Genomic DNA, 14,561 nt, shown 5'->3' on the forward strand with positions numbered 1-14,561 from the left:
CACAGCCTTCACGCGTAACGCGAGGGCCGTAGGTCGCAGGTTCAGGGGATGTTCACCTCCTGGAATTCCACCCGGCGCCGACGCGGGTCGAACAGCCCGCCTTCGGGCAGCACATGCATGCGGATGTCGGCGGCCTTGGCCATGGGCCCCCGGTCGTCCACGATCTGCGCACGGCGGGCATCAAAAATCTTCACGTAGTAGTTGCCCAGCACCTCCCACTGGCCGTCTGCGCGCACCAGCAGGGCGGTCTCTTCATCAATGCCCACGCCAATGAGCTGGGGGTGGTCGAGCACCGCGCTGATGAGCCGGTTGTAGCGGGCGCGGTGCATGAAATGCTGGTCCACGATGGCGCCCTTGAAGAAGCCGAAGCCCGGTGCCAGCTCCTTCATGCCGCGTGCGATGTTGACCTGCTCCTCTTCATCGGAATTGCGCGGCGTGCGCCACTTGCCGGTCAGCATCAACCGGCTCATGACCGAAGCACCGGCCGAAGTGCCGCCCACCACCGCGCCTGCCTGGTAGCGCGCCTCAATGGCCTGCAGCGCGCGCGTGCCCACCAGCAGGCTGGACAGGCGCGACTGGTCTCCGCCAGAAAACCAGAAGCCACTGAACTTCTCCAGCGTCTGCGCCACCGCGGTGCTGTTGACATCAGTGGGCCGGATTTCCACCACCTGGGCCCGGGCGCCCAGGCCCTCCAGGTCGCGCACCACTTCCTGCGCCTCTTCATCCGACTGGGAACTGGCCATGGGCAGCACGGCAATGCGCGCGTTTTCGGGGCCACCGGCCAGCGCCACAAAGCGCTGCTGCACGCTCAGCGGGGTGTCCCCACCGCCCACGATGAGCAGATTGCCCTGTGGGCGGCTGAACAAACGGCCCACGGCCTGCAAGGCGCTGCTGCCCAGGCCGCCCCCGCCAGTGGTTTGCGCCTGCACCGAGGCGCCCACGCCCAGCCCTGCCGCCATGCCCCCCAGCACGCGCAGCGCCCCCCGGCGTCCCATCACAAACCCATCACTTTTCACCATGGAATGAAACCCCACCAATGAGCCTGTGTTCAACGCAGCCAGGGCTTGCCACAGCGCGGCGATGCGCGCGCAGGTAAGGCGCGCCCTGCGGCTGCGTTTGCCAAGAAATGGCTGGAGCCGACCATGCAACACCGGGCTTGGCGCCCCACCCGCGCCGCAGCGCAAGGTGGGGCGCGCATTCTAGGGCCTGCACAGCGGGCAGGCACCGCACCCCTGCCCGTATGATCCCCGCCATGCTTGCCAAGTTAATGAGTTACCTTCTGCTCGGCGTGGTGCGGTTTCTGACGGGCTCCCAGGCGCGCTGGTACGGCTGCCCCCCCAAGGCCGAGCAGCGCATCTACTTTGCCAACCACCAGAGCCACGCCGACATGGTGCTGATCTGGGCTGCGCTGCCCGAAGAGCTGCGCAGCATCACCCGGCCCATCGCCGCCAAGGATTACTGGACCAAAACCCCCTTCAAGCAGTGGATCACCACCGCCGTGTTCAACGCGGTGTATGTGGACCGGCAAGCCAGCCCTGCGCGCACGCCAGCCCCGGCCGCGGAGGCTGCAGGCAACGCCGCCCCGGCGCTGGACAGCGCCGCAGAAACCGCCGCCCCCGGTGGCCCCGACCCGGCCCCCGAGCCCGCCGCCCCGCCCTCGCCCGAAGCCCTGCGCGCTGCGCTGCCTGAAAGCGACCCGCTCGCCCCGCTGGTGCGGGCGCTGGAGAGCGGGGATTCGATCGTGATCTTCCCCGAAGGCACGCGCGGCCATGGCGACGAGCCCCAGCCCTTCAAGTCGGGCCTGTACAAGCTGGCGCAGATGTTCCCGAACGTGGTGCTGGTGCCCGCGTGGATCAACAACGTGCAGCGCGTGATGCCCAAGGGCGAAGTGGTGCCGGTGCCCATCCTGTGCTCGGTGACGTTTGGCGCGCCGATTGCGCTGGAACCGGGGGAAGAGCGCCGCCCCTTTCTCGACCGTGCCCGCCGCGCGGTGATGGCCCTGCGCGAGGTATGAAATGAAGCCCCCCCTGAGTCGCTTTGCGCCTTACCCCCCAAGAGGGGACGACGCCCTCACTGCAGGGCGGCCTTTGCTCGGCGTCCCCGGCAGGGCCAGCGCCCATCGCAAAGTCAGCATTGAATGGGTCGATATGGGATTTTTGGAATGAATAGTTTTTTGCGCAACCTCACCACCTCGCAGCAGATCGGTGCCTTGTTCATCGTGGTGTTTGGCGTGCTCTCGCTGGCCACCCTGTGGGGGTTTTTCCGTTCGCTGCGCGAGCACGCCAGCGACGACCCGCAGGCCGAAGCGCATGCGCAGGAGGTCAAGCGCTTTTGGGGGCTGATCAAAACCTCGTGGGGCATGGCCACGGTGTTCTGGATTGGCTGGGCGCTGGGCGACACAGTGGCCACGGTGCTGTTTGCCATCGTCGGCTTTTTTGCGCTGCGCGAATTCATCACGCTGTCGCCCACGCGGCGGGGCGACCACCGCAGCCTGGTGCTGGCGTTCTTTGTGGTGCTGCCGCTGCAGTTCACCATCGTGGGCAGCCGCATGTTCGACCTGTTCACCGTGTTCATCCCGGTGTATGTGTTTCTGGCGCTGCCGGTGGTGAGCGCACTGGCCAACGACCCCGAGCGCTTTCTGGAGCGCAACGCCAAGCTGCAGTGGGGCATCATGGTCTGCGTGTACGGCATGAGCCATGTGCCCGCGCTGCTGCTGCTCGACTTCCCTGGCTACCGCGAAAAGGGCGCGTTCCTGGTCTTCTTCCTGGTGTTTGTGGTGCAGACCTGCATGCTGGTGCAGCACCTGGTGGGGCATCGCTTTCCGCACAAGCCGGTGGCGCCCCAGGTGAGCCAGAGCTTTCAGTGGGCGAGCTGGCTGGCCGGCGTGGCCGCCGGGGGGCTGGCGGGCGGGCTGCTGTCGTTCATTACCCCATTCAAGCCGGGGCAGGCGTTGGGCATGGCGCTGCTGGCCTGCTTTGCAGGCAGCCTGGGGCATCTGGTGATGAAGGCCCTCAAGCGCGACCGGGGCGTGACCAGCTGGGGCATGCAGGGCATGTCGGTCACCGGCGCGGGCGGCCTGCTCGACCGCGTGGACGCGCTGTGCTTCGCCGCCCCCGTGTTCTTCCACTCGGCACGCTGGTACTTCGGGCTTTAAACAAAATTGGCCTCTAGCGCTTATTAGATAAGCGCCGGCAGCTACAAAATCAATAGCACATGCGTATTTTAGGGATTGACCCCGGCCTGCAGACTACCGGCTTTGGCGTGGTGGATGTGGACGGCCACCGGCTCAGCTACGTGGCCAGCGGCACCATCCGCACCACCACACTGGCCCTGGGCGACCTGCCCGGGCGGCTGAAGATTTTGTTCGACGGCATCACCGAAGTGGCGGCCCGCTACGAGCCCGATGTGGCCTCGGTCGAAATCGTGTTCGTGAACGTCAACCCGCAGTCCACCCTGCTGCTGGGGCAGGCGCGGGGCGCGGCCATCACCGCCCTGGTGGCCAGCAACCTGCCTGTGGCCGAATACACCGCGCTGCAGATGAAAAAAGCCGTGGTGGGCCACGGCCGCGCGGCCAAAAACCAGGTGCAGGAGATGGTGCGCCGCCTGCTGCAACTGCCCGGCCTGCCCGGCACCGATGCGGCCGACGGGCTGGGCCTGGCCATTACCCACGCCCACGCGGGTGCCGCCATGGGCCGCCTGGGCGAAGCCGCTACGCTGAACCGGCGCCAGCACGCCATGTATAAGGGCGGGCGCAGTTACTGAAGGGGTTGGCATCGCCCCCTGCTTATCGCCTGATTCTTTATAAAGAATTGGCCTCTAGCGTTTATCCAGCAAGCGCCAGCAGCTCACCTATTGATAGCAAAAGCCGGTTGACGATCAGCGCCCCAGCCCGCGCTTGAGTTCCTTGAGCAGCAACAGCACCTGGTTGGAAGCGTGGCGGCAACTGGTGTTGAAAAGGTGCAGCGCCTTGGGCTGGTCGCCCGCACGCATCTGATCGACCACTGCAGCCGCCTGCTGGTGAAAGTACTGGTGGCGGGCCACCAGCATGCCAAACGCCGGGTAGTGGCCCAGCCGCAGCCGCCCCGTGCCGCCCAGCCAGCGCCCCAGGTCACACCGGTCGGCGCTGCAAATGGGCTCGGCCTGCGGCACTTCGCCCGATCGGCCATGCACCAGGTCTTCCAGCTGCTGGCGCCACACCTCGTGGTTGGCAATGGCGGCGTCCAGGTCCAGCTCGGTCATCAGCGTGGCGGCGTATTCCGGGTCCAGCACCAGCTCGCTGCCGTTGTCTTCCATGGCCCAGGTGGTTTCTGCGCTGTCGGGGTCTTGTTCGCGGATCTTGAAAAAACGGCTGAAAAAGCCCATACCTTGCCTTGGTTGATGAACGGGGAAGTGCGGAGGCATTCCGCAATTGGAACCGCCATTCAGAAACATTTTGTATCGCAAGCAAGGTTTTGGCTATCAAAAAAATGCACTCCCCTGCTTTTGCAAGGCAGAGCAACCCTGCTGGCGGGCGCAGCTCCCCACCAGGGCCTGCAGACTGCGGTCAGGCGGCGGACAATAACGGCATGAACGCACCCACTCCCACCCATCGCCCTGCCCTGTCCATGCTCGACCTGGTGGCCGTCCGCGAAGGCGGCACCGTGGCCCAGGCGCTGCAAATCGCCCTGCGCACCGCCCAGCACGCCGAAAAGCTGGGGTTTGCGCGCTACTGGCTGGCCGAGCACCACAACATGCCAGGCATTGCCAGCTCGGCCACGGCCGTGCTGGTGGGCTACATCGCAGGCGGCACCTCGCGCATCCGCGTGGGCTCCGGCGGTGTGATGCTGCCCAACCATGCCCCGCTGGTGGTGGCCGAAGCCTTTGGCACGCTGGCAGAGCTGTACCCCGGCCGCATCGACCTGGGCCTGGGCCGTGCCCCGGGCACCGACCCCGCCACCATGCGCGCCCTGCGCCGCAGCCGGGTGGAAACCGCCGACGACTTCCCGCAGGATGTGGCCGAGCTGCAGCGCCTGCTGGGCCCCGTGCAGCCAGGCCAGCGCCTGGTGGCCATGCCCGGTGCGGGCACCAACGTGCCGATCTGGCTGCTGGGCTCCAGCCTGTTTTCTGCGCAACTGGCCGCACAAGAAGGGTTGCCCTACGCCTTTGCCTCGCACTTTGCGCCGCGCCTGATGCACCAGGCCATTGACCTGTACCGCAGCCTGTACCAGCCATCGGCCGCATGGCCCAAACCGTACGTGGCCATTGGCGTGCCCTTGATTGCTGCCCCCACCGACGACGAGGCCGAGTACCTGGCCAGCAGCACCTACCAGCGGGTACTGGACATCCTCACCGGCAACCGCCTCAGCCTGCAGCCACCGGTCGAGAACTACGCCGCCCGCCTGCAACCCCAGGAACGCGCGGCCATTGGCGACTTTCTGGCCGCTGCCGTGATTGGCGGGCCCGATACCGTGCGCGATGGCCTCACCACGCTGGCGCAAGAAACAGGTGCCGACGAGCTGATTCTGGTGTGCGACGTGTACGACCCCGCGCTGCGCCTGCGCTCGCTGGACATCGCCGCCCAGGCCCACAGCGCCATGGGGCAGGCCACAGCCGCTGCGCTGTGAGAGCCTGCTCGGCGGATTGGCAGGCCATCGGCCGACCACGGCGCAGGTCACCGCCATGCGCTAGGCATAAGGCCCCCGCACATTCCCAGGCGCCCCGGTCACACCGAGCGGCTACTATCGCGGGGGCGGCATTGCCTTGAGCGCAGTGCCCCTTTGCCCCCGACACCGCCACTGATTCATGCCCGCTTTTTCTTTTGAAGCCCTGGACGCCCAGGGCCAGACCCGCAAAGGCCTGCTGGAGGCCGACACCGCCAAGTCCGCCCGCAGCATGTTGCGCGCCCAGGCGTTGGTGCCCCTGACGGTGGAGCTGGTGCAGACGGGGCAGACTGCCGCAGGTGGCGGCACCTCGCTGGGCCAGCGCCTGTTCACCCGCCCGGTGTTCAGCGCCACCACGCTGGCGGTGTGGACCCGGCAACTGGCAGGGCTGGTGTCATCAGGCCTGCCGCTGGAGCGGGCACTCACCGCCCTGAGCGACGAGGCCGACGATGAGCGCCAAAGCCACTTGGTGGCCGCCTTGCGCGCCGAGGTGAATGCGGGCTCCACCTTCGCCCGCGCGCTGAGCCAGCACCCGCGCGAGTTCTCCGATATCTACTGCGCCGTGATCGGTGCGGGCGAGCACAGCGGCAACCTGGGCATGGTGCTGGAGAAGCTGGCCGACGACCTGGAAGACCGCCAGGCCCTCAAGGCCAAACTGGTGGGCGCGGCGCTGTACCCCGCCATCGTCACCGTGGTGGCCATCGTCATCGTGCTGTTTCTGGTGGGCTACGTGGTGCCCCAGGTGGCCAGCGTCTTCGTCGGCACCAAGCGGGCGCTGCCCTTCCTCACGGTGATGATGCTCACCATCAGTTCCATCGTGCGCAACTACGGCTGGTGGATGTTGATTGCTCTTATTTTGATAGCTGCCAGCGCCCGCTGGGCACTGACTTTGGAGTCTTTTCGCCAAAAGTTTGACGCAGCCTGGCTCAACCTGCCGCTGGTCGGCAAACTGGCACGCGGCTACAACGCCGCCCGTTTTGCAGGCACGCTGGCCATGCTGGCAGGCGCCGGCGTGCCCATTCTGAAGGCGCTGCAGGCGGCGGCCGAAACCCTCAACAACCGCGCCATGCGGGCCGACGCGCTCGATGCGCTGGTGCTGGTGCGCGAAGGCGCGCCGCTGGCCTCGGCCCTGGCGCAGAAGAAGCGCTTTCCGGGCCTGGTGTCCATGTTTGCCCGCCTGGGTGAACAAACCGGGCAGTTGCCGCTGATGCTGCAGCGCGCGGCCACGCAAATCTCCACCGAAGTGCAGCGCCGCGCCCTGCAACTGGCCACCATCCTGGAGCCGCTGCTGATTGTGGGCATGGGCCTGATCGTGATGACCATCGTGCTGGCGGTGATGCAACCCATCATCGAACTGAACCGCTTCGTGAAATAACGCCCCCGGCAGAAAAACCGCACCATGGCCGTAACGCTGGACGACAAACTGGTGGTGGCGATCTCGTCACGCGCGCTGTTTGACTTTGAAGAGGAAAACCGCGTTTTCGACCCCCTGGACCCGCGCGCCTACATGGAACTGCAGCAGGCGCGACTGGAAGTCCCGGCCAAACCGGGGGTGGCTTTCCAGCTCGTGAAAAAGCTGCTGGCCTTCAACACCGCCCACGCCCGGAATGTGGAGGTGGTCATCCTCTCGCGCAACGACCCTGTCAGCGCGCTGCGGATTTTTCGCTCGGCCAAAGAGGCCGGGCTGCCCCTGGAACGGGGCGTTTTCACCCAGGGGCGCGACCCCTTCCGCTACCTGCGGCCGCTGGGGGCGCACCTGTTTTTGTCGGCCAACGAACAGGACGTGAGCGAAGCGCTGGCGCTGGGCTTTCCGGCTGCACGGGTACTGACCGAATCGGTGGCCGCCGGAGTCGATTACCCCCACGAGCTGCGGATTGCGTTTGACGGCGACGCGGTGCTGTTCTCGGACGAGGCCGAGCGGGTGTACCAAACCGAAGGGCTGGAAGCCTTTCAGACGCATGAAATCAGCAAAGCCGAGCTGCCGCTGTCTGGCGGCCCATTCAAGCCCCTTTTGGCTGCGCTACACCAGTTGCAGCAGCAGGCGGGCGCCTCGGGCATGCGCCTGCGCATCGCGCTGGTGACGGCTCGCAGCGCCCCCGCACATGAGCGCGCCATCAATACGTTGATGAAATGGAACCTGGCGGTGGACGAAGCCATGTTCCTCGGCGGCCTGGAAAAAGGCCCGTTCCTGCGCGAGTTTGAGCCCGACTTTTTCTTTGACGACCAGACGGGCCATGTCACAGCGGCCGCGCTGCATGTGCCTTCAGGCCATGTGCGCGCCGGCATTGCCAATCCACCGCTGGTGGTGGATGGGGCTACGGCGCGGCGCAAGCCCAAGGTTTGACCCCGTGCAAAGGCGTGTGAATGCGCGCAACCACCGGTAAAAGGCCCGTCGCCACGGTTGCAAATCCAGCACATTCACCCCAAATGCCAAGCTACACACCTGAGGAGCACGCTTTGCTGTTGATTCGAACACTGTGGTTTTGCAGCGCTGCCTTGCTGGGCACGGCGGCGATGGCACAAGGCACGCCCACCCCCACGGAAAGCGCACCCTCGCAGGAAGCAGCGCTCACCAAGGGAGAGTTGAAGGCGATGCGCGACTTCAAGATGCTGGACTTCAACGGGGACGGCAAGCTCAGCCGCACCGAAGTCAAGCTGTTTCCGCGCCTGTCAGCCGCATTCGACGATGCGGACACCAACCACGACAACTACGTTTCGTACGAGGAAGTGCGCGAGTTTGCCGCCAAGTACCGCACCGAACGCGACCGCCAAAAAGCAGCGCAGGCCGCACAGCCCCCCATTCAAGAGGCGCCTGTCGCACCCCTCAAAGCCGAATGAGATGCTGGTGGGATGGGAAAACACCCGCCGCGTTCCCATGGAGTCACAAACCCGTGGTGCGCTTGATCTTCGGATCTGAATAAGTCAGGTCTTCTTTTTTGACCTGCTGGGCCAGGCGCTCCTGCTGGGTCACCTTGTTCACTTCTTGCGCCATCTCCACCGCGCTGCCGCTGGCGCGCCACATGGACTGGATCAACTCCAGCAATTGCTTGTAGATGGGCTCTTTGGGTGGCTCAGGGGGTTCCTCCACCGTGTCTTTTTTCTTGACTTCAGTCCAGTCCCGGTTCGTAGCGTCGGGGGCAGAAGGCTTGTCAGGCTCACGCACCACGGCACCCTGACCCAGTCGGTCGACAGACTCGACGGGGTTGGGGGCGTTGATAGGACGCACCGGCGGTGCGCCAGAAGCCCCAGTGGAATACAAATCGGCGCCCTGAGGACGCCAAGCAGGCGATCGGTCAACAGGTGGCATTTGCATGACATGGGCCCATGGGTGAAATGAAAAAAGCGAAGGCTTTACCGCCTCCTTCGTAATCCATTTCGGCAAAAAGAAGGGCAAATTAAGCCTTTTTTCACCTTTTGAGCCAAAACCAGGGTTTACCCTAGTTTTTCACACCTCCACCCGGACGATTTACAGGAAGCGCTCCAGCAGCTTGCGGGAATGCTTGTCCAGGGCGGTGGTGTCAGGCACTTTGAACTGCCCGCCTTCGCCTGCCGCAATCAGCAAACGCGTGCGTCCAGCCAGGCGGCGGATGTCCTCCTCCGCCTTCAGCACCAGGCGAGCGGCACCACGGTCCGTGATCACATCCCAGGTACTGGGGGTGGAGAAGCTGGACACCGCCACGATTTTTTCGATGGTGGGCACGAACTCCCGCACCGCCAATTCTTCTTCCAGCAACTGCCGCTGGGGCGCTGGCAGCGTATCGATGCGGTCTATCCACAGCAGCTCGTGCCCGTCTGCGCCCACGAGGGAAAGGCCCTCCTGGGGCGCTGCGATGGGGAAGGCTCGCACAGGCACCACGCCTTCGTGCGCTGCGCCGTCTGGCAGGGTGAGCACCAGGCGCCCGTGGGGGTTGCGGTGAAGTTGCACAGAAGCAGCCATGGCGGGGGTAGCTGAGCCAGCAGGGGAATGGTTTTGCGAAGTCATGTCTTCTCCGGGCTCAGGAGTTACCTGCGGGGTGGGCGGGGTGCAGCAGGCTGCTGTCGATGATGACGCCCGCGGCCTGTGCGTCCTCTTCGGCACGGCGGGCTTGCGCTTCGTAAAGGCGCCAGTAGGCCCCCTGCTTTTCCATGAGTTCGTCGTGTGGCCCGACTTCCACCACTTCGCCGCGGTCCATCACCACCAAGCGATCGGCCTTGCGCAGGGTAGAGAGGCGGTGGGCAATGGCAATGGTGGTGCGGCCTTGCACCAGGTTGTCGAGCGCCCGCTGGATTTCCTTCTCGGTCTCGGTGTCCACGGCTGACGTGGCCTCGTCCAGAATCAGGATGCGGGGGTCGATCAGCAGCGCGCGAGCAATCGAAATGCGCTGGCGCTCGCCGCCCGACAGGCCCTGGCCGCGCTCACCGACCAGCGAGTCGTAGCCGTGCGGCAGGCGCAGGATGAATTCGTGCGCATGGGCGGCACGCGCGGCGGCCACGATTTCCTCGCGCGTCGCGTCGGGCTTGCCATAGGTAATGTTCTCGGCAATGGTGCCGAAGAACAGGAAGGGCTCTTGCAGCACCAGGCCAATGTGGCGGCGGTAGTCAGCCACCGCAAAGCGGCGAATGTCGATGCCATCTACCTGGATGGAGCCATCGCTCACGTCATAGAAACGGTTGATCAGGTTGACCAGCGTGCTTTTGCCCGAGCCGCTGTGACCCACCAGGCCAATCATTTCGCCCGCCCGGATTTCCAGATCCAACCCCTTGATCACGGCGCGACTGCCGTAGCGGAAACCCACGTTCTGCATGGTGATAGAGCCCGCGATCTTGTCCACCTTCACGGGCTGGGCCGGGTCGGGCACATTGCTGACATGGTCCAGGATGTCAAAAATGCGTTTGGCCCCCGCCGCCGCCTTCTGCGTGACGGAAACGATGCGGCTCATGGAATCCAGACGGCCATAGAACCGACCAATGTAGGCGATGAACGCCGTGAGCACACCCACCGTGATCTGGTTGCGCGACACCAGCCAGATGCCGAAGGCCCACACCACCAGCAGCCCTATTTCGGTGAGCAGCGACACCGTGGGCGTGAACAGGCTCCAGGTCTTGTTCAGCTTGTCGTTCACTTCCAGGTTGTGCTGGTTGGCGTCGCGAAAGCGCTGGGCCTCGCGCTTTTCCTGGGCAAAAGCCTTCACCACGCGGATGCCGGGGATGGTGTCGGCAAGCACATTGGTCACTTCGGACCACACGCGGTCGATCTTTTCAAAGCCGGTGCGCAGACGGTCACGCACGGTGTGGATCATCCAGGCAATGAAAGGCAGCGGCACCAGGGTGACCAGCGCCAGCCAGGGGTTGATGGAGAACAGAATCACCGCAGTCATGAAGATCATGAGCACGTCGGTGATGAAATCGAGCGCGTGCAGCGACAGGAAGACGTTGATCCGGTCAGTTTCAGACCCGATGCGCGCCATCAGGTCGCCCGTGCGCTTGCCCCCAAAGTAATCCAGCGACAGGCGCAGCAGGTGCTCATAGGTGGTGGTGCGCAGGTCAGCCCCGATGCGCTCGGACACCAGCGCCAGGATGTAAGTGCGCGCCCACGACAAGCCCCAGGCGGCCAGAGCCGCCAAAAGCAACCCACCCAGGTACGTCAATACCAGCCAGGGGTCAATGGTCTGCCCGTTCTGGTACGGGATCAGGATGTCGTCCATCAGCGGGATGGTGAGGTACGGGGGCACCAGCGTGGCGGCCGTGGACGCCATGGTGAGGGCAAAGCCCGCCGCCAGTTGCTTGCGGTAGGGGCGGGCAAACCGCCACAGGCGCAGCAGCACCCAGGTGGAGGTCTGGGGCGCCTGGGCGCGCGCACAGGCGGGGCATTCGTCCGTGTCAGGCGGCAGGGGGGTGTGGCAAGCGGGGCAGGCGGGCTCTTCTTCCTCGGTGGCAGCTTGACCGGCACCCCGCTCGACCTGTTGCTCAAAGCGCTGCACCAGGCGCAGCGCCTGGGGATGGTGGCCGAGGGTAAAGCGCCAAAAAGCCACCCGCTCCTGCGGGTTGTGCAACTCCAGCGTTCCCACGCCCCCGTGGTCCTGCAGCTTGAGTGCGAGGCCTGGGGCAAGGGCCCAGTCCCGCCATACCGTGGCGCCCGGATCGCACGCCAGCAGGCGCCTGGAAGTCACCACCACCCAACCGCTGACGAAGCGCAAATCTGCACTCAGGTCAACCTGTAACGCAGCCAGTACGTTTTCATCAGACGCGAGCTTGGCCCGCAAATCGGCCCCTACCGGGCCGGAAAAGACACCCGAGGCGTCCACAGAATGGTGATGTTGCATATTCTTTGTGTTTTCCGCAGCTGGCAGTACAAAACTGCTGGCCGTGCAGATGCAGGAATTTTGACCGAAACCCAGGCCGCCAACGACCGCTGACACTTGGAACCTGTTTACGATCTTTAAAGGAACGCATTGGTGTGCCATTGGGATGACCGGATGACCAGTGTTCGCTGCAGGCGCTCATGCCCATGCAAGCAACCGAGACAGACGCATCGCCAGCCTGCACTCCAACTCTTCCAACCTGTGAGTTGCGCAACCCCGAAAAAGTCGCAAACCGTTTCTGATTCCCACCGTCCCGTCCATTTCCAGCCCAACCGGGCGCACAATTGCAACCCTGTCCGGCCCGTCCGGTGTCTCTGAACCGCTCCGATCCATGGCAAAAATCGACGACATCCAACTGCTTCGCATCAACTACCTGCGCGGCCCCAATATCTGGACTTACCGCCCCGTGCTGGAAGTCTGGCTGGACCTCGGGGTGCTGGAAGACCACCCTTCCAACACACTGCCGGGTTTCAACGAGCGCCTCACGGCCTGGCTGCCCGCCCTGGTCGAGCACCACTGCGGCGTGGGCGAGCGCGGCGGCTTTTTGCAGCGCCTGCAAGAAGGCACCTGGTGCGGCCACGTGCTGGAGCACATCGTCATTGAACTGCTGAACCTGGCGGGCATGCCCACCGGTTTTGGCCAAACCCGCAGCACCTCGGTACGCGGGGTGTACCGCATGGTGTTCCGTGCCCGCGACGAGAGCGTGGCGCGTGTGGCGCTGGCCCAGGGCCACGCGCTCATCATGGCCGCCATCAACGACGAACCCTTTGATGTGCAAGCCGCCGTGGCCCGCGTGCGCACCGAGGTAGACGACCAATACCTCGGCCCCAGCACAGCGTGCATCGTCACCGCAGCGACCGACCGGGGCATTCCTCACATTCGCCTGAACGATGGCAACCTGGTGCAGCTCGGCTACGGCGCTGCCCAGCGCCGCATCTGGACAGCCGAGACCGAGCGCACCAGCGCGATTGCCGAAGGCATCGCCAGCGACAAAGACCTCACCAAGAGCCTGCTCAAGGCCTGCGGCGTGCCCATTCCCGAAGGCCAGGTGGTCAACAGCCCCGAAGAGGCCTGGGAAGCCGCTCAGGACATCGGTCTGCCCGTGGTCGTCAAGCCATCAGACGGCAACCATGGCCGGGGCGTGACGCTGGAGCTGCGCAAGAAAGAAGACATCGAGGCGGCCTACCACGTGGCCTACCCCGAAGGCAGCGACGTGATGGTGGAGCGCTTCATCCCCGGCGACGAACACCGCATTCTGGTGGTGGGCGGCAAGGTGGTGGCCGCCGCGCGTGGCGAGGTGGTCAGCATCACCGGCAATGGCCGCTCCACGGTCAAGGAACTCATCGACAGCCAGCTCAACTCCGACCCCCGCCGCGGCTACGAGGAAGAGTACCCCCTCGAAATCATCGACCTGGCCACCGACACCAAGGTGCAGCTCGAACTCAAGCGCCAGGACCTCCAGGCGGATTCGGTGCCCGCTGCAGGCCGCCAGGTGGTCATCCAGCGCAACGGCAACGTGGCGGTGGACTGCACGGACGATGTACACCCCGAGGTGGCTTACATCGCCCAACTGGCTGCCAAGGTGGTGGGCCTGGACATTGCCGGTATCGACATGGTGGCGCAGGACATCAGCAAACCCCTGCACACGCAGGGCGGCGCGATTGTGGAAGTGAACGCCGGCCCCGGCCTGCTGATGCACTTGAAGCCCGCCGTGGGTGCGCCCCGCCCCGTGGGGCAGGCCATTGCCGAACACCTCTTCCCCTCAGAAGACCACCCAGAAGGCACGGCCGGCCGTATCCCCGTGGTGGGCGTGGCCGGCACGCGTGAGACGTCCACCATTGCCCGCGTGGTGGCGTGGCTGCTGCACCTGGGTGGCCACCACACCGGCCTGGCGTGCCGCGATGGCCTGTTCCTGGACCGCCGCCGCGTCGAGTCTTCGGACAGCGCCCACTGGGAAGCCGCCCACCGCCTGCTGATGAACCAGATGGTGCAGGCCGCCGTGATTGAAAACGATGCCCGCACCATCCTGCGCGATGGCCTGGCTTACGACCGCTGCACCGTCGGCGTGGTGACCGACATGGACGGCTTGGAATTGCTGGCCGAGTTTGACGTGCATGAGCAAGACCAGATGACCAAGGTGCTGCGCACCCAGGTGGACGTGGTGCTGGACAACGGCGCCGCAGTGCTCAATGCCGCCATTGCGCAAGTGGCTGCGCTGGCCCCGCTGTGCGACGGCGACGTGGTTCTGTACGCGCAGGACCCCACGCTGCCCGCCATCGTGGAGCACCGCGCCAACGCCAATGGCCGTGCCGTGCTGCTCAAAAAGGGCTACGTGGTGCTGGCCACTGGCGCTGCAGAGCATGTGCTGGGCACCCTGGACGAGCTGACCTTTGGCCGCAACGCTGTGGTGCCTGACACCGACGCCCTGCTGGCCGCCATTGGCGCTGCGTGGGCCCTGAACATTGCCCCTGACCTGATTGGTGCTGGCATCAAGACCTTCGAGCCCGAGCTGCAAGCCCCCGTTGGCATCCGCCCTGCGGGCGTGAGCACGCTGAACGCGCTCTGAGCAGCCCACCCCATC

General features: G+C 65.1%; 13 protein-coding genes. 8 read left to right on the forward strand and 5 right to left on the reverse strand.

Features of this window, described 5'->3' with window-relative positions; translation table 11 throughout:
- Window positions 1–41 precede the first annotated feature (41 nt).
- A complete protein-coding gene (locus BDD18_RS05515) occupies window positions 42–1,019 on the reverse strand; it encodes a cyanophycinase (protein ID WP_142081824.1) in 978 nt (325 codons plus the stop codon).
- Window positions 1,020–1,252: 233 nt separating this feature from the next.
- Here BDD18_RS05515 and BDD18_RS05520 point away from each other — a divergent pair, with 233 nt between their 5' ends.
- The 3 genes from BDD18_RS05520 (at window position 1,253) to ruvC (ending at window position 3,762) form a co-directional block, all read left to right on the forward strand.
- On the forward strand, window positions 1,253–2,014 hold the full coding sequence (locus BDD18_RS05520; RefSeq protein WP_142081826.1) for a lysophospholipid acyltransferase family protein: 762 nt from the start codon (window positions 1,253–1,255) through the stop codon (window positions 2,012–2,014).
- Window positions 2,015–2,161: 147 nt separating this feature from the next.
- Window positions 2,162–3,154 carry a phosphatidate cytidylyltransferase gene (locus BDD18_RS05525; protein ID WP_142081828.1) on the forward strand — a complete coding sequence of 331 codons (993 nt, stop codon included), beginning with the start codon at window positions 2,162–2,164 and terminating at the stop codon, window positions 3,152–3,154.
- Between the two features lie 59 nt (window positions 3,155–3,213).
- Window positions 3,214–3,762 carry a crossover junction endodeoxyribonuclease RuvC gene (gene ruvC / locus BDD18_RS05530; RefSeq protein WP_066786592.1) on the forward strand — a complete coding sequence of 183 codons (549 nt, stop codon included), beginning with the start codon at window positions 3,214–3,216 and terminating at the stop codon, window positions 3,760–3,762.
- Between the two features lie 114 nt (window positions 3,763–3,876).
- Here the strand turns inward: ruvC and BDD18_RS05535 are convergent, their stop codons facing one another.
- The gene (locus BDD18_RS05535) at window positions 3,877–4,362 is read right to left on the reverse strand and encodes a CZB domain-containing protein (protein WP_044401703.1); all 486 of its coding nucleotides are present in this window, start codon (window positions 4,360–4,362) and stop codon (window positions 3,877–3,879) included.
- A gap of 203 nt (window positions 4,363–4,565) precedes the next feature.
- Here BDD18_RS05535 and BDD18_RS05540 point away from each other — a divergent pair, with 203 nt between their 5' ends.
- The 4 genes from BDD18_RS05540 to BDD18_RS05555 all read left to right on the forward strand — a co-directional run bounded on the left by BDD18_RS05540 (window position 4,566) and on the right by BDD18_RS05555 (window position 8,477).
- A complete protein-coding gene (locus BDD18_RS05540; protein ID WP_211360671.1) occupies window positions 4,566–5,603 on the forward strand; it encodes an LLM class flavin-dependent oxidoreductase in 1,038 nt (345 codons plus the stop codon).
- Window positions 5,604–5,781: 178 nt separating this feature from the next.
- Window positions 5,782–7,014 (forward strand): type II secretion system inner membrane protein GspF, encoded by a 1,233-nt coding sequence (gene gspF, locus BDD18_RS05545; RefSeq protein WP_066695007.1) that lies wholly within the window; start codon window positions 5,782–5,784, stop codon window positions 7,012–7,014.
- Between the two features lie 24 nt (window positions 7,015–7,038).
- Window positions 7,039–7,983, forward strand: a complete 945-nt coding sequence (locus BDD18_RS05550) for a 5'-nucleotidase (protein ID WP_066695006.1) — start codon at window positions 7,039–7,041, stop codon at window positions 7,981–7,983.
- 170 nt (window positions 7,984–8,153) lie between these two features.
- On the forward strand, window positions 8,154–8,477 hold the full coding sequence (locus tag BDD18_RS05555) for an EF-hand domain-containing protein (RefSeq protein ID WP_066695011.1): 324 nt from the start codon (window positions 8,154–8,156) through the stop codon (window positions 8,475–8,477).
- Window positions 8,478–8,520: 43 nt separating this feature from the next.
- On the opposite strand, the gene BDD18_RS05560 is transcribed toward BDD18_RS05555, so the two are convergent.
- The 3 genes from BDD18_RS05560 to BDD18_RS05570 all read right to left on the reverse strand — a co-directional run bounded on the left by BDD18_RS05560 (window position 8,521) and on the right by BDD18_RS05570 (window position 11,941).
- Window positions 8,521–8,952, reverse strand: a complete 432-nt coding sequence (locus BDD18_RS05560) for a hypothetical protein (protein ID WP_044401714.1) — start codon at window positions 8,950–8,952, stop codon at window positions 8,521–8,523.
- 153 nt (window positions 8,953–9,105) lie between these two features.
- Window positions 9,106–9,576 carry a cyanophycin metabolism-associated DUF1854 family protein gene (locus tag BDD18_RS05565; protein ID WP_244939032.1) on the reverse strand — a complete coding sequence of 157 codons (471 nt, stop codon included), beginning with the start codon at window positions 9,574–9,576 and terminating at the stop codon, window positions 9,106–9,108.
- A 58-nt stretch (window positions 9,577–9,634) separates the two neighbouring features.
- A complete protein-coding gene (locus tag BDD18_RS05570) occupies window positions 9,635–11,941 on the reverse strand; it encodes a cyanophycin metabolism-associated ABC transporter (RefSeq protein WP_142081830.1) in 2,307 nt (768 codons plus the stop codon).
- 370 nt (window positions 11,942–12,311) lie between these two features.
- Between BDD18_RS05570 and BDD18_RS05575 the strand changes: the two genes are divergently transcribed.
- On the forward strand, window positions 12,312–14,546 hold the full coding sequence (locus BDD18_RS05575) for a cyanophycin synthetase (protein ID WP_142081832.1): 2,235 nt from the start codon (window positions 12,312–12,314) through the stop codon (window positions 14,544–14,546).
- Window positions 14,547–14,561 lie beyond the last annotated feature (15 nt).

The sequence above is a fragment of the Acidovorax temperans genome (assembly GCF_006716905.1).
Lineage (GTDB): Bacteria > Pseudomonadota > Gammaproteobacteria > Burkholderiales > Burkholderiaceae_C > Acidovorax > Acidovorax temperans.